This is a genomic window from Nocardia iowensis (assembly GCF_019222765.1).
GTDB lineage: Bacteria > Actinomycetota > Actinomycetes > Mycobacteriales > Mycobacteriaceae > Nocardia > Nocardia iowensis.
The window spans coordinates 1,931,999-1,953,513 of sequence record NZ_CP078145.1 but is presented as its reverse complement, the minus strand read 5'-3'; the positions used below and the strand labels follow the sequence as shown (position 1 = coordinate 1,953,513).

Annotated in this window: 23 protein-coding genes; 8 read left to right on the top strand and 15 right to left on the bottom strand. The window is 64.6% G+C overall.

What is annotated here, in order from left to right:
• Positions 1-96: 96 nt before the first annotated feature.
• From KV110_RS08790 to KV110_RS08780, 3 genes are read left to right on the top strand one after another with little or no spacing between them, the layout of a single operon-like run.
• Entirely contained in the window at positions 97-951 is an 855-nt protein-coding gene (locus KV110_RS08790; RefSeq protein WP_246634417.1) for an ABC transporter permease, read from the top strand.
• A complete protein-coding gene (locus tag KV110_RS08785; RefSeq protein WP_218474996.1) occupies positions 944-1,771 on the top strand; it encodes an ABC transporter permease in 828 nt (275 codons plus the stop codon). Before KV110_RS08790 ends, KV110_RS08785 begins: the two co-directional genes overlap by 8 nt.
• A gap of 1 nt (position 1,772) precedes the next feature.
• Complete coding sequence (locus KV110_RS08780) at positions 1,773-2,762, top strand: ABC transporter ATP-binding protein (protein ID WP_218474994.1); 990 nt, start codon at positions 1,773-1,775, stop codon at positions 2,760-2,762.
• Positions 2,763-2,793: 31 nt separating this feature from the next.
• On the opposite strand, the gene KV110_RS08775 is transcribed toward KV110_RS08780, so the two are convergent.
• Together KV110_RS08775 and KV110_RS08770 are read right to left on the bottom strand one after the other, a co-directional pair.
• On the bottom strand, positions 2,794-3,498 hold the full coding sequence (locus KV110_RS08775) for a DUF4389 domain-containing protein (RefSeq protein ID WP_218474992.1): 705 nt from the start codon (positions 3,496-3,498) through the stop codon (positions 2,794-2,796).
• A gap of 256 nt (positions 3,499-3,754) precedes the next feature.
• A complete protein-coding gene (locus KV110_RS08770) occupies positions 3,755-5,812 on the bottom strand; it encodes a CocE/NonD family hydrolase (protein ID WP_218474990.1) in 2,058 nt (685 codons plus the stop codon).
• 131 nt (positions 5,813-5,943) lie between these two features.
• Between KV110_RS08770 and KV110_RS08765 the strand changes: the two genes are divergently transcribed.
• Positions 5,944-6,609: a TetR/AcrR family transcriptional regulator gene (locus tag KV110_RS08765; RefSeq protein ID WP_218474989.1), complete on the top strand. Its 666-nt coding sequence runs from the start codon at positions 5,944-5,946 to the stop codon at positions 6,607-6,609.
• Here KV110_RS08765 and KV110_RS08760 read toward each other — a convergent pair.
• Entirely contained in the window at positions 6,606-6,932 is a 327-nt protein-coding gene (locus KV110_RS08760; RefSeq protein WP_246634416.1) for a hypothetical protein, read from the bottom strand. The genes KV110_RS08765 and KV110_RS08760 overlap by 4 nt on opposite strands.
• Positions 6,933-7,318: 386 nt before the next feature.
• On the opposite strand from KV110_RS08760, the gene KV110_RS08755 reads away from it, so the two are divergent.
• Positions 7,319-7,846: a DUF4254 domain-containing protein gene (locus tag KV110_RS08755; RefSeq protein ID WP_218474987.1), complete on the top strand. Its 528-nt coding sequence runs from the start codon at positions 7,319-7,321 to the stop codon at positions 7,844-7,846.
• On the opposite strand, the gene KV110_RS08750 is transcribed toward KV110_RS08755, so the two are convergent.
• The 3 genes from KV110_RS08750 to KV110_RS08740 are packed head-to-tail and all read right to left on the bottom strand — an operon-like array spanning position 7,847 to position 10,455.
• Positions 7,847-8,173, bottom strand: a complete 327-nt coding sequence (locus tag KV110_RS08750) for a hypothetical protein (RefSeq protein WP_218474986.1) — start codon at positions 8,171-8,173, stop codon at positions 7,847-7,849.
• Positions 8,174-9,322 (bottom strand): fatty acid desaturase family protein, encoded by a 1,149-nt coding sequence (locus KV110_RS08745; protein ID WP_218474984.1) that lies wholly within the window; start codon positions 9,320-9,322, stop codon positions 8,174-8,176.
• Between the two features lie 20 nt (positions 9,323-9,342).
• Positions 9,343-10,455: a ferredoxin reductase gene (locus KV110_RS08740; protein WP_218474982.1), complete on the bottom strand. Its 1,113-nt coding sequence runs from the start codon at positions 10,453-10,455 to the stop codon at positions 9,343-9,345.
• Between the two features lie 191 nt (positions 10,456-10,646).
• Between KV110_RS08740 and KV110_RS08735 the strand changes: the two genes are divergently transcribed.
• Positions 10,647-11,267 carry a TetR family transcriptional regulator gene (locus KV110_RS08735; RefSeq protein WP_246634415.1) on the top strand — a complete coding sequence of 207 codons (621 nt, stop codon included), beginning with the start codon at positions 10,647-10,649 and terminating at the stop codon, positions 11,265-11,267.
• Positions 11,268-11,299: 32 nt separating this feature from the next.
• Here the strand turns inward: KV110_RS08735 and KV110_RS08730 are convergent, their stop codons facing one another.
• The 9 genes from KV110_RS08730 to KV110_RS08690 all read right to left on the bottom strand — a co-directional run bounded on the left by KV110_RS08730 (position 11,300) and on the right by KV110_RS08690 (position 19,917).
• A complete protein-coding gene (locus tag KV110_RS08730) occupies positions 11,300-11,530 on the bottom strand; it encodes a DUF2000 family protein (protein ID WP_343224196.1) in 231 nt (76 codons plus the stop codon).
• 28 nt (positions 11,531-11,558) lie between these two features.
• Positions 11,559-12,368, bottom strand: a complete 810-nt coding sequence (gene dapF, locus KV110_RS08725; protein ID WP_281427817.1) for a diaminopimelate epimerase — start codon at positions 12,366-12,368, stop codon at positions 11,559-11,561.
• Between the two features lie 16 nt (positions 12,369-12,384).
• Positions 12,385-13,020, bottom strand: a complete 636-nt coding sequence (locus KV110_RS08720; RefSeq protein ID WP_218474974.1) for a LysE family translocator — start codon at positions 13,018-13,020, stop codon at positions 12,385-12,387.
• Positions 13,013-15,100 carry a molybdopterin-containing oxidoreductase family protein gene (locus KV110_RS08715; protein WP_218474972.1) on the bottom strand — a complete coding sequence of 696 codons (2,088 nt, stop codon included), beginning with the start codon at positions 15,098-15,100 and terminating at the stop codon, positions 13,013-13,015. Before KV110_RS08715 ends, KV110_RS08720 begins: the two co-directional genes overlap by 8 nt.
• The gene (locus KV110_RS08710; RefSeq protein ID WP_246634414.1) at positions 15,090-15,788 is read right to left on the bottom strand and encodes a 2OG-Fe dioxygenase family protein; all 699 of its coding nucleotides are present in this window, start codon (positions 15,786-15,788) and stop codon (positions 15,090-15,092) included. The genes KV110_RS08715 and KV110_RS08710 overlap by 11 nt, the downstream gene beginning before the upstream one ends.
• A 53-nt stretch (positions 15,789-15,841) precedes the next feature.
• Positions 15,842-16,135: a hypothetical protein gene (locus tag KV110_RS08705; RefSeq protein ID WP_218474970.1), complete on the bottom strand. Its 294-nt coding sequence runs from the start codon at positions 16,133-16,135 to the stop codon at positions 15,842-15,844.
• Entirely contained in the window at positions 16,129-16,887 is a 759-nt protein-coding gene (locus KV110_RS08700) for an iron-containing redox enzyme family protein (RefSeq protein ID WP_246634413.1), read from the bottom strand. The genes KV110_RS08705 and KV110_RS08700 overlap by 7 nt, the downstream gene beginning before the upstream one ends.
• A gap of 877 nt (positions 16,888-17,764) precedes the next feature.
• Complete coding sequence (locus KV110_RS08695) at positions 17,765-18,523, bottom strand: SDR family NAD(P)-dependent oxidoreductase (RefSeq protein ID WP_218474968.1); 759 nt, start codon at positions 18,521-18,523, stop codon at positions 17,765-17,767.
• Between the two features lie 38 nt (positions 18,524-18,561).
• Positions 18,562-19,917 carry an MFS transporter gene (locus KV110_RS08690; RefSeq protein WP_218474967.1) on the bottom strand — a complete coding sequence of 452 codons (1,356 nt, stop codon included), beginning with the start codon at positions 19,915-19,917 and terminating at the stop codon, positions 18,562-18,564.
• A 92-nt stretch (positions 19,918-20,009) separates the two neighbouring features.
• Here KV110_RS08690 and KV110_RS08685 point away from each other — a divergent pair, with 92 nt between their 5' ends.
• Positions 20,010-20,837 (top strand): SDR family oxidoreductase, encoded by an 828-nt coding sequence (locus tag KV110_RS08685; protein WP_218474965.1) that lies wholly within the window; start codon positions 20,010-20,012, stop codon positions 20,835-20,837.
• 50 nt (positions 20,838-20,887) lie between these two features.
• Complete coding sequence (locus KV110_RS08680; protein WP_218474963.1) at positions 20,888-21,445, top strand: PadR family transcriptional regulator; 558 nt, start codon at positions 20,888-20,890, stop codon at positions 21,443-21,445.
• Positions 21,446-21,515: the final 70 nt, after the last annotated feature.

Below are 21,515 nucleotides of genomic sequence, written 5' to 3'. Positions count from 1 at the left end.
CGCGTCACCCCGGACCGGTAGCAGATGTAGCACTTTTCCAAAGATTGCTCGGAGGGCTTCCGCATGCCTCCCGATCGGCATTAGGCTTGACTCTTTGTGCGCGACAGAGCGGTGGGGGACGGACCGGTCGCCGCGGCAGCGCATCCGCTGCGGGTGATCATGGTGTACGGGCAGCTCGCGCGAGCGGGTTTTCGCCGCCAATCGCAGTATCGGCTGGCCATGTTCGCCGGCCTGTTCACCAACTGCGTATTCGGTTTCGTGCGCGCCGCGGTGATGCTCGCGGCCGTGCGCGCCGCGGGCGATTTCGGCGGGTACACCGAAGGTTCCATCGGCGCCTATGTGTGGCTCTCGCAAGGTCTGCTCGGCGCTATGCAGTTCATGGGTCCGCCCTTGGACCTGGCCGACCGGGTCAAGAACGGCGACATCGCAATCGACTTTCTGCGTCCGGTCGACGTCCAACTCGGTTACCTCGCCGCCGATCTCGGCCGCGCCGCGAGCACCGTTCTGCCGCGCGGGGTGCCCAGTGTGCTGGTCGGCGTGCTGACCTTCGGGCTCGCCATGCCGACCACACCCGGCCCCTATCTACTCGGGACGGTGAGTGTGGTGCTCGCCGTCGCCATCTCGTTCCTGTGCCTGTTCGCCGTCGCGCTGATCGGTTTCTGGGTGGTCGAGACCCGCGGCATCCGGGTGCTGTATCAGGTCAGCGGGACCTTCCTGGCCGGACTCTTTGTGCCGGTGCACATGTTTCCCGACTGGCTGCGCACCATCGCCATGGCGACTCCGTTCCCCTCGATCCTGCAAGCGCCGATCGATGTCCTGTCCGGTCGGATCACCGGCGCGGAGGCGGTGAGCGTGGTTGCCGTCCAGGTGTTCTGGGTGCTCGCGATCGGCGCGACGGGCCGAATCCTGCTGGCGGCGGGGCGGCGGAAGCTGGAGGTGCAGGGTGGTTGAGCCGAGCGCCGTGCGGGCCGGGACCTGGTTCACCCCGTACGCGGCGGTGCTGCGCTCCCGGATCCGCGCCCAGCGGGCTTACCGGCTGTCCTTCGCCAGCGAGGTTTTCAGCGCCTTCCTGATCGGCCTCGTCGAATTCGCCGAAGTGTGGGTGATCTTCCACAACGTCCGGGTGCTCGGCGGCCTCGACCTGAATGCCGCCCTGCTGCTGTTCGGGTTCGGTCAGTCGACCTTCGCGCTGGCCCAGGTTCTCTTCGGCCATCTCGACACCTTGCCGACGCTGATTCGGATGGGTCAGCTCGACGCGTATCACCTGCGCCCGCAGCCGCTGCTGCTGCAGCTCATCACCAGCGATATCTCGCTGCGGCGCTTCGCCCGCGCGTCGGTCGCGCTGGTGGTGCTCGCCCTGGGTTTCCTGCGCAACGACATCGACTGGAGTCCGGCCACCGTCGCGCTGGTGCTGCTCACGATGCTCAGCGGTATCGCCTTGTTCGGCGGCATTTTCGTGTGCGCGGCCGGTTTGCAGTTCTATCTGATCGACGGCGCCGAGCTCACCAACAGCTTCACCTACGGCGGCTCATTCGCCGCGGTCCAACCGGCCACGGTCTTTCCGACACCGCTGCGGCTGCTGTTCGGCTTCGCCATCCCGGTCGCCTTCACCGCGTATCTGCCGACCATCGAGTTGCTGGGGCTGCCAGGCCCGGCGCTGCTGCCCGCGTGGCTGGCCTGGCTGAGCCCGCTGGCGGCACTCTGGGTGTGGCTGCTGGCACTGAGTTTCTGGCGGTTCGGTACTCGGCACTATCAGGGAGGGGGCGGATAACGTGGCGAATTCCAGCTCATCGCAGGCGATCATCCAGATCGAGGATCTGACAAGGCAATTCACCCTGTCGCGCAAGGACGGCCGCCGCTGGCGGCGGCGCCGCGAAACACTGACCGCGGTGGACCGGATGTCCTTCCGGATCGAACCCGGCACGGCGGTCGGCTACATCGGCGCCAACGGTGCGGGCAAGTCCACCACCATCAAGATGATCACCGGCATCCTGGTGCCGACCTCCGGCAGCGTGCGCACCTGCGGGCTGGAACCGGTCCGGCAACGGCGCGAACTCGCCGCGCGGATCGGGGTGGTGTTCGGGCAGCGCTCCCAGCTCTGGTGGGATCTGCCGCTGCGCGAATCGTTTTCGATCCTCGCGGCCATCCACCGGCTGGAGCCGGACGTCGCACGCAAGCGCAGGCACGAACTGATCGAGCAGCTGGAAATGGCCGACACCCTCGACACCCCGGTACGTCAGCTCTCACTCGGTCAGCGCATGCGCGCGGAAGTGGCTGCGGCACTGCTGCATTCCCCCGAGCTGGTGATCCTCGACGAACCCACCATCGGCTTGGACGTGCTGTCGAAACAACGCCTGCGCGAATTCCTGCGCGCCGAACGCGCCGACCGCGGCACCACCCTGCTGCTCACCACCCACGATATGGGCGACATCGAAAGGCTGTGCGGCCGTGTGCTCGTGGTGGATCACGGCCGCCTGGTCTATGACGGGTCGCTGACGGGGTTGGCGACCACCGTCGGCGCGCGGCGGGTTCTCGTCGTCGATCTGGCCGAGCCGACACCGGACATCGATGACCTGCCGTGCGCGCAGCTGCTGGAGACCGAGGCCGGTGGCATGCGACAGCGGCTGGCCTTCGATCCGGAAAGGACCACCGCCGCACAGCTGCTCGCCGCGGTGTCCGACCGCGCCGAGGTGCGTGATCTGTCCATCGAGGAACCGGAGATCGAGGACGTGGTCCGCCGGATATACGAATCCGCCCGCTGAGCCAACGGGCGGATTCGGGTGCTGCTGTGGTTCAACGGATTTCGGGCTCGCGGGCGCCCTGGTCGAGCCGGAACGGCGGGTACTCGTCGCGCATCAGGGTGGCATATGCCTGCACCCGGATGGCCCAGCGGCTGATGCCGACGACGAAGTCGTACAAGCCCCTCGGGTAGCGCGCGGTGAACAGCAGCCCGATCAGCGCGATGAACACCAGGATGCTGATCAGCGGAATTTGGCCGACGCCGGACCAATCGTCGTCGCTGTACATGACGAGCGTCATGCCGCCGCTCGACATCGCGGCCAGGATCAGATAGTGCGGAATGGCCAGCAGCCACCACTTCACCAGCACCAGACCACGATGCAGCCGCTCCGGATAGTCGACCTCGAGATCGGCCGGGTACTCCGCGTTCGGCTTCAGGCTGAACGGCGGGTACTTGTCGGTGCCGAGTACGGCCAGCGCGTAGAACTCGACCCGCCAAGTCCAGCGCATGACACCGACATTGAAGTCGAACAACGCCCGTGGGTATTTGCCGGTGAACAGAATCGCGAAGAACGCTATCACCGTGAGGACGAAGTAGGCGATGTGCAAAAAGAACAGCACGATGTAATGCGGAATGGCCAGCAGCCACTTGACCAGCCACATCCATCGGGACAGCGCGGGATCCAGATCCCCTCGGACCCGAACAGGATTGACCGGATAGGCCAACTCGGCGGCTTTGTCAGGATTTTCGGGTTCCATGATCGATGCTCCTTTCAGATGCTTTCGATCCACGCCACAAACCAGGTGCGGAATATCCTGATTGTCGCGTACTCGGCCGCTCGCCGAGCCACGATCGGGCACCGACACGCCAAACGAATAGCGCCGCCGAAATGGCGTATCACAAACTCCACCGTCATCGTGTCCGGGCTCGGCGGCTACCTCGCCGCACCGGCGGCGCGACCGTGCGCGACCTCGGCGCGCCTGCCCGGCGATGCACACCGGTCCGGCGCTGCCGTCAGTTCAGCGGCCTGCTCAACGGCACGTTCACAAAACTCGGCGCGGCGGGATCGAGGACAAGGTGTTGCGGTGCAAGGGCATTCAGAATTCCGCCGTCGAACAGCATCGGCGGCGCGAGGAACCCGCGCGGGAAGTTGCTGGCGAAGACGTTGACGCGCAACCGATGTCCCGGTTGCAGCACCGCGTCGAGCGGATTGACGGCGACGTCGAGGGTGGTCGGCTGTCCCGGCACCAGGATCTGGCGATCGGCGAGGGTCAGCTTGTAGACGGTGTGCGTGTAGTCCCCATCGGCGTCCTTCGCGCTCCTGGCCTCGTCCACCGCGCGCAGTGAGGCGGCCAGCTGTCCACTGGCCAGCACCGTCGACTGTCCGTTCGGCGCAACATCATTCACGCTCACCGCCCAGTAACCCTCGATGTTGTCGTACATGGTGTTGAGGTGCACGGTGATCGGGCCCGACAGCACGGTGGGCTCATCGACCGGCGCCGCGGTGAAGGTGAGGCCACCCAGCTCGTGGATGCGGTCGTCGCGGCCGCAGAAATTGGCCAGGCCGATGACGCCGGCGGATTCGACCGCGGCGTCGCGGGAGCACAGCGAGGTGATCCCGGTGACCGGCGATACCGTCAATCGCGCCGCGCCGTCGGGGGTTCGCGCGGTGAGCGAGCCGTCGTAGACGCTGGTCGCGGTGCCGCTCGGGGTGGGCGAGAGGTACATGCGCTGGTAGTCCATGCCGGGACGCGGGAAGGCCGACGTGGTGGTCCAGCCGCCGCCCTGCTGCCACAGCGCGACCGGCCCGTACTCGTCGATGCCGTTATCGATGCCCTTGAGCCATTTGTCGAACCAGGCCTGCTGCAGCACGTCCAGCCGCGGCGGTCGGCCCGGACTACCCAGGCCGGAACCGGGATTGAAGTGGTAGGTGTCGCCCATGATCAGCTTTTTGCGGTCCGGCGGCAACGGAATGTCAGCGAACGAGCGAGCACTAGACGAGGCGAAGATGTCCTGCCAACCGCCGTAGACGAACGTTGGTACTCGAATCCGCTCCGGGTGGCTGTCGGTGAACGCCGAGCGCAGCGGGCTACCCGGCAGGAGCTGCTGCTTCAGCGGTTCCGGTACCGAATCCACGTTGAGCGCCAAGGCCATCAGGATGTAATCGAAGAATTCCAGCGGCGTGGCCACGCGGTCCAGCAGCCATTTCAGGTCCAGGTGGCCGAGCGCTATGCCGACTGGGTCGGGGAAATTGGAGATCAGGTCGACCGCCGCGATATAGAGCGGTCCGAACAAACCCAATCCACCGCCGGGGAAAGCGACATCGGTCAGCGTGTCGGTACTGCCCTCGACGGGGAAAATCGCCTTGAGCGCGGGCGGATTCTGTTCGGCCGCCTTGAATTGATTGATGCCCGAGTACGAGATGCCGGACATGCCGATATTGCCGTCCGACCACGGCTGCTTGCTCGCCCAGTCGATCATTTCCAGGGTGTCCTGGGTTTCCCTGCTCTGCAGGAACTGCCAGGCGCCGTGCGAATACCCGGTGCCGCGCACGTCGGCCACGATGTAGGTGTAGCCCTGCTGCACCAGCTTCCGGTCCGCGCCGAAGGTGCGCGCGGCGCCGCCGCTGAGCGCCTTGGTCAGATCGGTGATCGAGTCGAACGGCGTGCCCGCGAAGTCGAACCGGTCAACCAACTGGATCAGCGCGTCGGACAGCACCGGGATGTTGAGGGCCAGATCCGCCAGCAGCGACACGAATTTCGTGTACGGGGTCAGGTTGATGATGGTGGGCAGCGGTTCTGCCACTATCCGCCCCGCCGCGTCGACCGGACGATAGATGTTGGCTTTCAACACCGTTCCGTCGGTCATGGTGATCGGCACATCGAAGTCGATATGCACCGGACCGGGATACTTCGCCGGACCGTCGTGCGCGGCGGTCCACGCCTTGGCGAGTTCACCGCCATCCGGCGCCGACTCCGCCACGGCCGTGCTCGGCACGACCCACAACGCGGTCATGGCCGAGGCGACCACCAGCACCGCAACGCGACTCAGCTTCCGGCGCACTGTCCTCATCGACCTCGACCTCTCCTGCTGAACCACTTAAAAACACTGCCGTACCTATGGTGGATGCGAGAGTAACGGGGACCACAGCGGGCGGGCAAGTATGACCCTGGTCACTGCCGAGCGGTGGCTATCCTCGGGGAATGGGACTCGAAGCCGGTGTCGATCGCGGTCGCCTGCCACGCGGCACCCACGGCATGGCGCCGGAGGCGGTCGCTCATTCGCAGCGCATGCGGATGTATCTGGGGGTGTTGGAGGCGGTCGCCGAACGCGGTTACGCGGCAACGACGGTCGGCGATATCGTGGCCCGCGCCACCGTCTCGCGGCGCACCTTCTACGAGCTGTTCCGCGGCCGGGACGACTGCTTCGCCGAGGCCTTCGAAGCCGCGGTCGGACTGGTGCTCAGCGAGTTGGACACCAGCGTGCAGGCCACGCCGCGCGCCGAGTGGCGGGCACTCATTCGCACGACGCTGCAGACCTATCTGCAGGTGCTGGCCGACAACGGCATCTATGCCCGCGCGCTGCATATCGAATGCCTGGTGGCAGGCCCGATCGTCGCCGAACAGCGCCGTCAGATGAAAACGCTGCTGGCGAACCGGATGCGCGCGGCCTTCCGGATCGGCCGCGCCGCAGGCGATATTCCGGTGGACATTCCGGCGGACATCTTCGACGCGCTCATCGGCGCCGTGGACGATCGCATCCGCGATTGCCTGGAGGGTCCCGGACCACAGGCACTGCCGACGCTGAGTGGACATCTGTACCAGATCACCATGGCGCTCTTCGGTGTTCCGGAATGGCAGGACGACTAGCCCGGCCCGCTCCCCTGCGCCGAGTACAGGCTTACTTCGCCATCCTCGCTGAGGAACGCGTTGACCAGCATGATCCGTTGCGCCTGCAGCTCGTCGGTGTCGGGCACGGCGGTGGTGATCGAAATCTGGGGTATGGCGGCCCAGTTCACCACATAGCGCTCGGGCGGCCCGTCGTCGTCGGAGAGTCTGGCCAGACGGAAGACCGATACGGTCTTGCGCACGATGAGGGTGCGGACCACCTCGCCGATTCGCTCGGGGTCTTCTAGCGCGAACATGAACCCGAATGTCAGCTCGGGTGAAGACACGTAGGCGGGCACGAACATCGAGGTTAGCCTATCCAACGACGCCGCGCAGCCGCCGCGCCGAATCGGTTGCTGCCCATGCGCTCATGTCTTCATGTCGGCCTCGGCGACGGTGCACTGATGTGACCGATCCGTGACGGATCATAACAATTTACAAGCGGCTTTCGGATTCGTACACCATACTATTGCGCCGATTAGGCAACCGCGCTTTCCTGAAAGAGTCCCGATTTCTCGGGGCGTCTTCCTCATCGCATCGTCGCGGATTTCCCGGTTTCTTTGCCGTGCTGGTGGACTGTGGGGGGCGACGTCCGAGCTCGGGGCTGCGCCGGAGCCGAGGGGTGCCCCTCCCCGAAATCCCCCTCGGCCCTGGCGCATCCAATGGATCGTTACCGCAGGGGTGTGCGCATATGCCGACCGAATTCGCAGCAGTCCGTATCGGGACCGAAGAGCTGCCATCACCCATGGAACTATTGCGCGCCTTCCGCGACGATCCGAACCGGCACAAGCACATCGTGCTGCGGGCGGCGCGCGAACTCGTCGAATGCCATGAGCGACGGCACAAGACGGTCGAAGCGGCGCACGCACCGGACGCCGCCAGCGGGCGGGTCGCGGCGTGCAGCAAATTGGTCGAGGACATCGATCGAGATCGGGCCGAACTCATCGGACGGATCGACGCGTGGGTGGCCGACAATATCGAGCACCGCGGCGGCGCCTCGCTGCATACCGAGACGCTCGGCGCGGTGATCGACCGGCTGGCCGCGAAATGGGTTGCGGCACAACGGGCTTTGCGAAAGACACCGCGGCGGCAGGCACACACCGTGCAGGTGGACGGGGAAGCCCACCTGCAGTGGTGCAGGCTCGCCGAACTGACCGACGGATACCGGGACCTCATCACCGATGTCGCCGAGCACCGGCGCCGGCTGCCGGTGTGGTGATCAGCGGGTCTCGTCGACCCCCGGCTCGACCACCTCGGCGTCGACGAACGACGTCTCGGTGGTCACCGGATCGGCGACCGTCGGCTTCGGCGCCTGCGGTTCCTGATCGTCGTGCTCGAGATCTGCCTCCCGCCGCGCTTGGGCATCACGCCGGGCGGCCGCGGCGGCCTCGTTCATCTCGATCGCGTCGGTGAACCAATCACCGATCTCCTTGGTGACCTCCGCGACGGTGCCCGCGATGATACCGGCGATATTGCCGACATGCTTCGCGCCGGAAGACGTCAATTCCTGAATGAGGTCCTTGTTACTTTCGAATTTCCCGATCATTCACACGCCCACTTCGCTTGCCTTTCGCTGACGCATCACAATAACACCGGGAGACGATTCGCTCTTGACCAAGCTCGGCGGCAGTGCGAGCTTGCAAATCTTCCACCACACCGAGCCGATCTGCTTGCCCAACGGACCCGTGTTGTACGGCAGCCCGTACTTTTCACACAATGCCCGGACCTCCGGTGCGATCTCCGGGTAGCGGGCCGCCGGGATGTCCGGGAACAGGTGGTGTTCGATCTGGTGCGACAAATTGCCGGACATGATGTGGAACAGCCTGCTGCCGCTGATATTGGCCGAGCCGAGCATCTGCCGGATGTACCACTCGCCGCGGGTCTCGTCGGCGGTCTCCTCCTCGGTGAACGTCTGTACGCCGGTGGGGAAATGACCGCAGAAGATGATCGAGTAGGCCCACACGTTGCGGACCAGGTTGGCGGTGACATTGCCCGCGAGGGTGCTGAAGAACAGCGGGCCGGTCAGCGCCGGGAACACCAGGTAGTCCTTGAGCGCCTGCTTGCCCGCCTTGCGGAGCTGGCCGCGCAGCAATCGCTTGACGTCGGACCATTTCCGCTTGCCGCTCAGCACGTTCTCGACCTCGAGGTCGTGGCCCATCACGCCCCACTCGAACAGCATCATCAGCGCGAAGGCGTACAGCGGCTGGCCGAGGCGCAGCACGTTCCACGACTGGCTCTCGTCCATCCGCAGGATGCTGTAGCCGATGTCGCGGTCCTTGTTGTGGATGTTGGTGTAGGTGTGGTGCAAGTAGTTGTGCGAGTGCTTCCACTGGTCCGCCGGGCAGACCGTATCCCATTCGAAGACACGGGAATTCAGGCCGGGCTCACGCATCCAGTCGTACTGGCCGTGCATGACGTTGTGGCCGATCTCCATGTTGTCCAGGATCTTCGACACGCTCAGCGCGGCGACGGCGGCCAGCCAGACCGGCGGCAGGAAGCCGAGGTACATCAGGCCGCGCCCGGCGACCTCGAAACCACGCTGTGCCTTGATGATCGAGTACAGGTATTCGCGGTCGCGGTCGCCCAGGTCGGCGACGGTCTTGGCACGCAGCTCGTCGAGCGCCTTGCCTAGTTCTTCGATCTGGTCCGGGCTCAGTACCAGCGGGCCGTCTTTGGTTTCGGTCAGGATTGTCATTCGATTAATCCTTTGCTTGGTCAGATGTCGATGTCGACGTCGCCCACGGGCGCGTTGATGCAGAGCTGGATGGGCTGATCCGGGTCACTGTCGGTTTCCCCGGTCCGCAGGTTGCGGGTGCAACCGGTGCGGCGAACCGCGGTGCAGGAGAAGCAAATTCCCATCCGGCAGCCGTATTCCGGAGTGAGTCCGGCGGATTCGGCCTGTTCCAGCAGTGGTGCGCCGTTGTTGTCCGCGGCGACGCCGCTGGCCGAGAAGCGCACCGTGCCGAACGCCTCGTCGGCGTCGACGGGCGCGAGCGACAGGGTGAATTCCTCGGTGTGCAGCCGGTCGTCGAGCTGTTCGGCCTCGAAGATCTTGCGCACCGCGGCCATCAGCGACTGGGGGCCGCAGACGTAGGTGTGCGCGTCGGCGAACCACGGCGCCACCCGCTCCAGTTCGTCGTAGTCGAAGTACCCGCTGGTCTTCGCGGGCGCCACGTCGACCCACGGTGCGGTCGGGTCGACCCGGGTGGTGTCGGCCCGCCACGGGTGCCGCAGCTCGATACGAAAGTTCTTGTGCCGCTCGGCGATCGCGTCGAGTTCCGCACGGTGCGGAACCACCTCGGGCGATTTCGCGTAGTGCAGGAAGACGACATCACCCGGGTAGTCCTCGTCGGCCAGGGTGCGCAGCATCGACAGCACCGGCGTGATGCCGCTGCCGCCGCTGATCAACAGCACCCGCTCCGGGCGCGGGTCGGGCAGCCGGAATACCCCGGCGGCCGGCTCGAGGTCGACCACCATGCCGGGCTCGGCATTGCGGTAGAGGTACTGCGATACCAGACCGTCGGGGTGCGCCTTGACGGTGAGCTGGAGGTGCCTGCCTCGGCCAGCCGGACCGACCGGCGAATAGCAGCGGGCGTGCCGGACACCGTTGATAACCACGCCGATCTGGACGTACTGCCCGGCGGCGTGGCCTTTCCACTGTCGGGTCGGGCGCAAGGTGAGCGTCACCGATCCCGGCACCGAGCGGTCGACGTGGACGATCTCGGCGCGCATCTCCCGCGCGGTGAGGGTGGGGCGCACGAGTTCCAGATACCGATCCAGCGGATGCGGCGAGGTCAGGGTCTGCACCAGGTTGATGAGATCCACCATTCGTTACTCCGTGCCTCTTGTCGGGGCTGATCGACTTGCAGGAGCCGCGACGTTGCGTTCCAATTTCAGTGCACGTCTGTACACTCAACTAGTGTGACTGATAGCAGGGCCCCGGTGTCAACCGGCAAAACATGTGACGCGAACAACACATTGGGATTAGGCGAATGGTGAACGGATGTATGCTCACCGTGATGAGCGAGCAGGCGGCAACCCGAGGCGAGCGCAAGGAGCGCACGAGACAGGCGCTACTGGACGGCACCCTGGCGCTGGCCGCCGAGCGCGGTTTCGCCGCGCTGAGCCTGCGGGAAATCGCCCGCTCAGCGGGCATTGTGCCGACCGCCTTCTATCGGCACTTCGCCTCGCTGGACGACCTCGGCGCGACACTGGTCGACGACGGCATCACGGCGCTGCGGCTCGCGCTACGCGAGGTGCGCCGCAAACCGGACGCCGGCCTGTCCGACACGGTGCGTTTCGTGTTCGCGCAAGTCGGGCCGAAGCGGGAACTGTTCGGTTTCTTGACCCGGGAACGGCACGGCGGCTCGGCGGCGCTGCGGAAGTCGATCGCGCTGGAACTCCAGCTGATCGTTCGCGAGCTCGTCGCTGATCTTTCCCGCGTCCCCGCGCTGGACTCCTGGACGCCACCGGATCTGGAGATCGCCGCCGATCTGCTGGTCGCGACGGTCACCGACGGCATCGCCGCCTACATTTCGGCGCCGTCGCGCGAGCAGGACGTCATCATCGATCGCACGGTGCAACAGGTCAGACTGATCGCGCTGGGCATGGGCGCGTGGTGGCCGCAGAAGGAGCGTTGACGGTCAGGACTGTTCGTCCTGCACGGTCCGCGCTATCGCCACAGTGACAGTCGGCGGGTGTGCGCGTCGATGGTGTCTACCGGTCCGAACGCCGCGACGCACAGCGGGATGATGTCTTCCTCGGGAGTCGCCGCGACACGGGCGAGCTGTTCTTCGGTCGATCCGTCGAGCATGCCGTCACAGAAGTCGATCGAGTGGACATCCTGCTCGGCGAACGTGCGCCGAAGTGTCTTCAGCTGCCCGGTTTTGGCCGACAGCACGATCAGGCCGTGGGCGGATCACCTTGCGGCGCTAGCTGTCAAACGTGCTGCCGTGGGCGACGAACTCGCAGCGCCCCTGCAGATGAATACGATCGTTGTCGATGAGTACGGTTACGTCGCCACCTGGCATGGTAACCGTGACCGATCGGTCGACGTATCCAGCGCGGAAAGCACTGTACGCTGCCGCGCAGCTGCTGCTTCCCGATGCCAGCGTATAGCCAGCCCCACGTTCCCAAATCTGAAGTTTCAACGTTTGCCTGTCGACGGCAGTGCAGAGCTGAACGTTGGTGCCGTGCGGACCGAATACGGGGTGGTGTGCAGCCCAGGCACCGACACTTCGCGCCAATTCCTCGGTGGCGTCCGGAACGAAGGCGACGGCGTGCGGATTGCCGATGTCGACGCGATGGAAGGGGATAACCGTGCCCTCGGGGGTTTCCAATTCCATATCACCGAGGGACTCCGCCATCCCCATATCCACCGACACCTCCCACGGATCCGTGCTGATGATCTCGACCGGGCAGTCGCCCGCCAAGACCTCGAGCACGAATTTATCGGCGGGCAGGTAGTTGCGGCGCAGGTACGCGGCGAACATGCGCAAGCCGTTACCGCTCTTCTCGCACTCGGAGCCGTCGGAATTGAAGATCCGCAGACCGATCGTTGTTTCGGCGCCACTCTCGCCTATCCGTTCGGTCGGACCGAGGAGCACCCCGTCCGCCCCGATACCGAAATGCCGGTCGCACAACTGCCGGACGAGAGCGCCGTCGATCGGACGCTCGAGGTGGCCGGGTTCGACCACGAGGTAGTCGTTGCCGAGGGCCTGCATCTTGGTGAATCGAATCATTGGTCTGCACTTCCGGTCACGTCGTCGCCAACCAGCCGGCCAAGCAGAGAAATATCGCCCCGGCGGTGTTGTTGATTCTGCGACCGTAGCTGCTGCTGGTGTCTGCGATACGGTCACCGAACATGCCGGACAGGTAACCGATGGGGCCGTCGATCGCAAAATCGATCACGACGAGAACAAGGCCCAGAATGGTGAGCTGCTGTGGCACATTGCCCAGGTCGGGGTTGGTGAACTGGGGCAGGAACGCAAGGTTGAACAGAATCACTTTGGGATTCAATAAATTGGTAATGGTCGCACTTCGAAATGACGCCAGCACCGGCTTGGGCAGGATTTTCGAAGTGGATATCTCGCCGGTGGCCGGTGCGTGGTCGGCCCGAAACGACGAGATCGCAAGATAGACGAGGTAGATGACGCCGAGCCATTTCAACGCCTGGTACATGGCGGGGAATTTGTGCAGCAGGGCGGATAGTCCGAGCACCGTGATGGCGATATGGACGGTAAGCCCGATTGCCACTCCCGCAGCGGCCGCCACACCGGCGGTTTTACCGTGCCGAGTGCCGAGAGTGACGATCAGAATCATATCCGGACCGGGTACGACCACCAGCACGACCGCGGCGAGCACGAACGGCCAGAACAAATTCCAGTCAATCATCGGTATCCTGTCGGTCGAGCGGCTGAACGTCGACATTATTGTCGTGGAATACCGCTCCACCGCCCAGGTCGGCGTCGCGTTCCTCCACCGTTGCGTTCACCGTCGGGCCGCCGACGATCTTGATCCAGCTGCCCTTTGTCATCGCGACGACCCCCGGTGGGACCGTATCGCTGATCTCGGCATGGGTGCTGAATTCGCCTCGGCCGTTGAAAACCCTGACGCGGCAGCCGGTACCGATTCCACGAGCGTCGGCGTCCGTAGGGTTCAAGGTGACCGCGGTCCCGCTCGACTTGCGGGAAAGCAGCTCATTGTTGAGGAACGTCGAGTTGAGTGTGTAGTGCGCGGCGGTCGCCAGCAGGGTCAGCGGGTACCGCTCGTCCTTTCCTGGCTCCGCCGCGGTCTCCGCGCTGAAGTCGGTGTTTGTCGGGAACTCGAATTTCCCACTCGCGGTGTAAAAGCCATCGCCGAAGGGGATGAACTTGTCCGGGTAATTCAGGCGTTGCCATCCGTGCGAACGCAATGATTCCAGGGTGATGCCGTGTAGCGACGGGTGCGTGGAATTCATCAGCTGGCGAGCTATTTCGAGGTCACTGTCATAGAGGCACGGCTCGCTCAGCCGTAGTCCAGCGGCGATTCGACGGAAAATTTCGGTCGTAGACAGCGCCTGGCCCGCGGGAGCAACGGCGGGTTCGTTCCATGCGATGTACATATGGCCGTTTCCGTCGTGAATGTCGAGGTGCTCTGTTTGCATCGTCGCAGGCAGAATAAGATCGGCATAATCGCAGGTGTCGGTTTGGAAGTGGTCGACAACCACAGTGAACAGATCTTCGCGCGACAATCCGCGGATGATGTTGGCCTGGCCGGGCGAGCTTGCCACGGGGTTGGCGCCATAGACGAACAGAACCTTGACCGGCGGCGACAGGTCCGGATCGTTGAGTGTGTCGCCGAGCCGGGTCATGGACAGGCTTCGCGCCGGCTTCGCCCGTAGGTCGTTGCGCTCGAGGGCTTCCCGGTTGAGCCCGAAATAGCCGTCGGTCGAATAGGACACGCCACCGCCGTAGCGGCCCCAGTCGCCGGTTACCGCCGACAGGCATGCGAGCAATCGCAGCACGTTGCCGCCCCCGGCATGGCGTTGCAACCCCATCCCCGCACGGATGCCTACCGGTGGCGACGACGCGATCCTTGCGGCAAGGCGCGCGATCACCGATGCGGGTACGCCGGTTGTCTTTTCGACGGCTGCGGGGGCGAATTCGGGCAGCCGGTCGCGGAACTCAGGCCACCCATTGGTCATCGTCTCGATGTAGTCGACGTCGATCGCCTGGCGCGTGAGCAGCTCGTGGATCAGGGCCAGAATGAGCAGAGCGTCGGTGCCGGGACGGGGTGCGATGTGCTCATCGGCAAGTCTGGCCGTCCGGGTCCGGATCGGATCGATCGCGACGATCCACGCACCGTGCGTACGCGCCCGCTGCACGAATTTCCACAGATGATGCCCTGAACTGAGCGTGTTGACACCCCACATGAGCACAAGGCGAGACGCTGCCAACGATTCGGTGTCTATCCCCAACGAGATACCGGTGGACCGCGCAAGTCCTGCATGTCCGGCGATCGAGCAGATCGTCATGTCATGACGTGACGCGCCGATCGCGTTCCACAGCCTTTGGCCCGACTTGCCCTGCAGGCCTTGGATATAACCCAGGTTGCCGGTGCCTTGGTAGGGCCATATCGACTCCCCACCCCACCGATTGATCGCGTTCTCGAGCCGGTCGGTGATCATGTCGATCGCCGTCGCCCAATCGACATCCTCGAATTTCCCCGACCCCTTCGGACCCGCTCGACGTTTCGGATTCAGCAGCCGAGCGGGTGACCGGGTCTGTTCGAGGTATTGGCCGACCTTGACGCAGAGCGAACCCGCGGTGAATGGGTGATCTTTACGCCCGGCCAGTTTCACCGGCTCATCCCCGTCGACGGTGACTGTCCAACTGCACGCGTCGGGGCAATCCAATGGACAGGCACCGTTGACCAGCCTCACTGCGGAGAGCGCTGTGTCGCCGTCATCGGCGGGGCCGGGTTCAGACTGCATCGGAGAGGACCGCACGTTCGTGTTCCTCGCCATACCAGCGTTCGTCCCACGGGGAGAACGAGACGATGAGGATGTCGCGGGTGCCGGTCTCCGAACCGTGCGGTTCGATCGGCGTCACATCGTGAAAGACGCGTTTATCATCGAGGAGCACCGCCTCGCCCGCACCGAGCGTGCCGCGCCACATCGGCTCGGCGGCGTCTTTCGCGGGCCAGAGACGCATTTCGCCGCCCCGTACATTGTGCCTGTTCAGGACCCAGATGATCACGAACGTGCGACCGTCCTGATGAATCCCCTCCGGCGTGAGCTCTGCCGACTTGTCGAACGTCGCCTTGCTCCGGTTCTGGTGGACATTGATCTGCCAGTCGAAGGTCTCATCGAGGAAGCGCTCCTTGTCGACGACTGCCTTGATCGCGCTGACAAAATCAACGGCGATCGGCGTGTACTCGCGGAGGAAGCCGCCTGCGACGTTATTGAATTTCTTGTATGCCGCGTACGCACGGTGTGGCAGCAGTTCGAACTGCCATCCCGCGTCAGCCGAGAGGCTCAGTCGGTACTGTGAGAATCGTTTGTACCTGGTGCCATGTGCCATGTATGGGTCGAGCTCGAGGTCGTCGTAGCTGGACAGCACGTCATCATCGGCCGGCGGAAGGGTGACAAACGTGAATCCACGATCATGCAGTTCGGACACAGGTCTTCCTTTCAGTGTGCAGCCCGCTCATCGGGGCTGGTTATATGGCTCGGTCATCCGGAAATACGCACGGTGACGAAGTCGGTTTCGAGCGGTAGTTGGTTGATCAGTTGTGCACAGGACGGCGGGACGGTGATGGTGCACGGAACATCGAATACATCCGACAGTTCGGTAATGGCGACGACGAGTTCTCTTTCGTTCTCGTCGAGATCCGCCGCGGTAGCCGATACGCGTAGCTCGGTGGTCTGCATATTTAGGGACAGACACCATGCATGGAACGCGGCGGACTCGACGCTGGTCTCGCCTTTCCGGACCGCCAGCGCGTTGTCATCGACCTCGATCAGCATGCGACGAGCTCGTTCAGCAGCGCATCGAGATAGCGTTGCGAAGAGTTCATCCGGGCTATCGCTCCCCAGTAGATATCACCGGTGGCGCTCGGATCCTTGCGAATCTCGGGCTTGATGACGTTCCGGAAGAACCCGCTCGCATGCCGGGCGTCGATACCGATGTGCTCCTTGTGGTACTCGCCGTTGCGAACGGAGAGGTTGTTGCGCCGCCACGCCTCGAGGAGTTGAGCGCAGCGGCGGGGGAACAAGAACTCCGTCACCGCGAAGCTGCCGATGGAGCGGTAGTAGAACCGGGGATTCACCGCCAGCGTCGCCGAGAGGTTCCCGCAGATGAGCGTTTCCACCAGCCGATGCGTGCGGACGAACTCGGGATCCGCCCCCACCTCGCGCATCGCGTTCTCGAACATCGCCGTATGGACCTGAGCGGGGTTGCCGTTGCCCATCTCGTCCCAGTAGTTGCCGGCCAACTCCAGCTTCTGCTGGCTGTCGCAGCCCAATTGCATCAACGCGATGAAATCGTCGAACCGCGGATCCAGGGCGGTTTCCTGGGCAAGATAGTATCGAATATCGGCGACACCGGCTTTGAATGGCAGAAAGTCGATGTAGAAGGGATGCCGGTTGGCGGGGTGGGCGCGGACCGCTTCCTTCAATTGCTGGACGAACTGATCGGGATCGTCGGTGAAAGGAATCTCGCCCTCATCCATCCACTGGTCTTCGTACTCGATGACGAAATCTTCGAGGATCGCCTGCACCGGATCGAGAATCCCCTTCCGGTTGCACCATGACTCGTTGGGGCGCGGCTTGGCGAAATACGACCGGTGAATGGACTCGAGGGCAAGATGCAACTCGGTCAAGGCGTCGGTAGAACCTTTGCGTGCCCGCTCGACGGTCTCCTCGGCGGCTGATCTCAGCATGCTCGCCGACTCGGCCGCGGCATCGCCGCTGAACTGATCGTGAATGGCCCGTGCGGAACCGAATTGGATTTCTTGAACGATGGCCGATAGATTTTGGCCGATCGCTACCGACGTTGTCATACTACCCCCCATTGGGATGTCCAATTATGAATACTTGCTAACTCGACTTTATGCGCCGACTCGTGGCGAGGCTCAAATCGGCGTCGCGCTCAACTTTGTTGACCCAGTTGTCAACGACGTGTGTTTATACCCGCAATGGAGGGGGTATTGGTATCCCCACCGACCCTCCTGCGGCCGTATTAAGGCCGTGGGATGACCATACGACCGCACCCGCAGCCGAGTCAAGAGCGAGATGTCGATTATGGTGCGCCGCAACGGAAAACAAACCGAGGTGTCTTCGATCGCCGGGGGTTTGCGAGTTAGCGTATTTATGCGTTTAGCATGAATTCACCAAAGCGTCCGGCGGTACGGCGAATGCCGATTCAGCGCGGCGTTGTCGAGGAGGGAATCGCCTGCTTATCCGGGGCTTGTGTCTTCGTCCGGCAGCAGGGCACCGCCTGATACGACCTCTCGGTGCGGGCGAGCGCGGCAGCATCGCGGCAAGACCAAGGCACCGGACCAGCGCGCGGCCGATGATGCCTGCGCGGTCGCTGTCGAGACCCGGCCGAACAGGCCGAAGAGTTGGTTTCCGCAGGCGGATAGCATGATCCTGCTACTAGCGAGCCTCCGGATCGATCGCGAGCACCGAGCGGCCACCATCCACCGGCAGCACCGCGCCGTTGACGAAGCTCGCGTCCGCCGAGAGCAGATACGCCACCGCCGCCGCCACTTCGGCGGTGGTCGCCACCCGGCCGATCGGATGCAGATCCGCCATCTGCCGCTCGACTCGTTCCGCCACCGAAGGATCAAGGCTCGCAAGGAATTCGGCGTACCGCTCGGTAGCAACCGACCCGGGCGCGACGGCATTCACCCGGATATTCCGCGCGCCGTACTCCACCGTGAGCGCCCGCGTCAGGCCCTCGATCGCGGCTTTCGCGGTGCTGTAGGGCAGCGCACCGGGCACCGCTCGTTGCGCTTGGTGCGACGTAATATTGACGATCGCGCCAGTGGTTTCGGCACGCAAAAAGCGCCGGACCGCAGTGGTGCAGCCGACGACCGCTGGTGCCAGATTCGCGGTAATCATTTCGACGACCCGAGTTGCCGACGCGGAATGCACTGAGGCGTCCCGAAATACCGCCGCATTATTCACCCACCCCGCCAACGTGCCCGCCCGCTGCGCGAGATCAGCGGCCTCTTCGGCGATCTCCTCAGCGGCCGCATCACCGATCACCGGAATCACCCGGTCACCCGCCGACGCCAGCGCATCGGCGTCCCGTTCAACGGCTACAACAATATTCTCGTCGCCGAGCAACCGCTCCACGATCGCCCGCCCGATCCCCCGTCCGCTACCGGTTACCACATAGGAAAGCGTCATGAACCGATGCTAGACAGGCGCTTTCGTTGTGGACGCCGTTACTCGGTGGGCTTCGGGTGCGCCGAGACAACCTCCGTCGGATCAGGCGAGCGGACCGGAAGCAGGACGAGCAGCCCGATGGCCAGCACCACCAGGAGGCCGACAATACCGGCGCGGTCGGCGTCGAAGAGCCAGACGAAGAGACCGAAAAGAGTAGGGGCGAGGAAGGTTACGGCGCGTCCGGTGGTGGTGTAGAGGCCGAAGAATTGCCCTTCGCGGCCGGGTGGGGCCAGGCGGGTGAGGAACGAGCGGGCGGCGGACTGGGCCGGGCCGACGAATATGGTCAGCAGGAGGCCGAATATCCAGAACATCAACGGGCCGGATACCAGAAGCAACGCCACGCCGCAGACGATCATCGAGGCGAGCGAGACCACGATGACGATCTTGGGTCCACCGCGGTCGTCGAACCGACCCGCAACCACCGCGCCAAGGGCCGCAACGACATTGGCCGCGATACCGAAGAGCAACACGTCCGAGTCGGCGATGCCGTACACCCGGACCGCCAGCACGGCACCGAAGGTGAACACCCCCGCGAGCCCGTCGCGAAAGACCGCACTCGCCAACAGAAAACCGACGGCGCGCCGGTCGACGACCCAGAGCTCACGCAGGTCACGCCACAGCACCCGATACGACCCGAAGAACCCGGCGTTCGCCGCGCCGGGATCGGCGTCGGTGCGCGGCAATTCGGGCACCGCGAACAACACCGGCAACGCGAAGGTCGCGAACCATACCGCGGCGACCACCGCGACCAACCGTATGTTCAACCCGTCGTCGGTGGGCACACCGAGCAGGCCGCGATTGTCGCCGTCACCGGAGATGAAGCCGAAGTAGCAGATCAGCAGCAGGAATATGCCGCCGAAATATCCCATGGCCCAACCGAATCCGGAGACCCGGCCGACCGTGGCGGGGGTCGAGACCTGACGCAGCATGGCGTTGTACGGCACGTTGGCCAGCTCGAAGAACGCCGCACCCAGGGCCAGCAACACCAAGCCGAGCCACAGGTCCCGGTAGTCGTCGTGGACGAAGAACATCCCGGCCATCGACAGAATGGTGAGTCCGGTGAGCACGGCAAGGGAGCGTTTGCGTTTCGCGGTGGCGTCGAACCACTGCCCGAAGATCGGCGCGGTGACCGCGACCACCAGGCCACCGATGCCGAGCGACCAGCCGAGCCACGCACTCGCCGAGATCCCACCGGGCAGATCGTCACCGACTTTGTCGGTGAGATACACCGAGAACACGAAGGTCAGGATCACCGCGTGGAACGCCGCCGATCCCCAGTCCCAGAACCCCCACGCCAGCACTTGCCCGCGCCCGGCGGCCTGCCCGACGGTCGCCCGCGCGTCCACCTCGCTCATGCCGCGCAGCCTAACCGCCGAACCGCCACCGAGTGGGCCACACACGTACCGCACCGCTGATTCGGCCTGGGGTACCCGGGTAGTCGGCGAACATGGCTACTACTGCTCCATTACCGCAAGACCGGGCCGGCGCGCCGCTGCGCGCGGTGGTGACCGGTTCCGACTCCGGCATCGGCAAGGCGATAGCCGTGGCCTTGGCGGGCGGCGGCGTCGATATCGGTATCACTTTCCACAGCGATGAACAGGGCGCCGAGGACACGGCTCGGCAAGTGCGCGAGCGCGGTGCCCAAGCAGCGATCCGCCGACTGGATCTAGGTGATTTGCCGACTGCCACAGCGGCGGTCGATGAACTGGCCGACGAACTCGGCGGCATCGACGTCTTGGTCAATTGCGCGGGCGTCGGCTCCGCGCAGAAGGCCATGGACATGGATTTCGACACCTGGCGCCATGTCATCTCGGTCGATCTCGACGGCGCGTTCCTCTGCGCGCAGCGGGCCGCCAAGCGGATGATCGAGGCGGGCAGGGGCGGTCGGATCATCAATATCACCAGCGTGCACGAGCACGCGCCACGCGTCGGCTCAGCGCCGTACTGTGCCGCGAAGGCGGGCTTGGGCGCGTTGACCAAGGTGCTCGCGCTGGAGCTGGCCGAGCACGACATCACGGTGAATTCGGTGGCGCCCGGTGAGATCTCGACGCCGATCACCGGCCAGGAGGATGTCGACCCGCGCACGCAGCCCCGCCCCGGCTTCCCGCTTGGCCGCCCCGGACACGCGGGCGAAGTCGCCGCGGTGGTCGCCTTCCTGGCCACGCCGGCCGCCAGCTATGTGACCGGGGCGTCGTATGTCGTCGACGGCGGCATGCTGCTGATGGGCCCGCAGGCCAGCGGGATTCTCACCGACGAGAAGTGGCGTCAGGGCTGAGCGTATGCACCCAGTTGCATAGTACTGGGTGTTACGGTTAATCTTGCGGCATGGCCCTCGAGCATGCGCTGCTGGTATCGCTGACCGAGCGCGCCGGCTCCGGATATGAGCTGGCGCGCCGCTTCGACAAGTCCATCGGGTACTTCTGGAGCGCGACGCATCAGCAGATCTACCGCGTGCTCAAGCGGATGGAGGAATCCGGCTGGCTGAACAGCGAGTCGGTGACGCAGGATGGCAGGCCGGACAAGAAGGTGTACGCGGCGAGCGAGGCGGGGCGCGCCGAATTGGCCCGCTGGATCGCCGAGCCCTCGGACACCGGCACGCCGCGCAACGAGCTCGCGGTCAAGATCCGCGCCGCCGCCTATGGCGATATCAACGCGCTGCGCACCGAGGTCGCCCGGCATCGCGACGAACACGCCCAGCGCCTCGACGTCTATCGCCTCATCGAAAAACGCGACTTCCCGGCACCGGATCAGCTCTCCGGTACGGCTCTGCACCAATACCTCGTCTTGCGCGCGGGCGTCCGCGTGGAGTCGGGGTTCATCGAATGGTGCGACGAGGTTCTACACGCCCTGCACCCGCCTGCGACAGCCCCGCGCGCGGATTGAGTACCGGAGAAAGGTGAGACGCGCCCATGAGTGAGCGAATCATGTGCCAGCGTGCGGAACGCATGCCGAA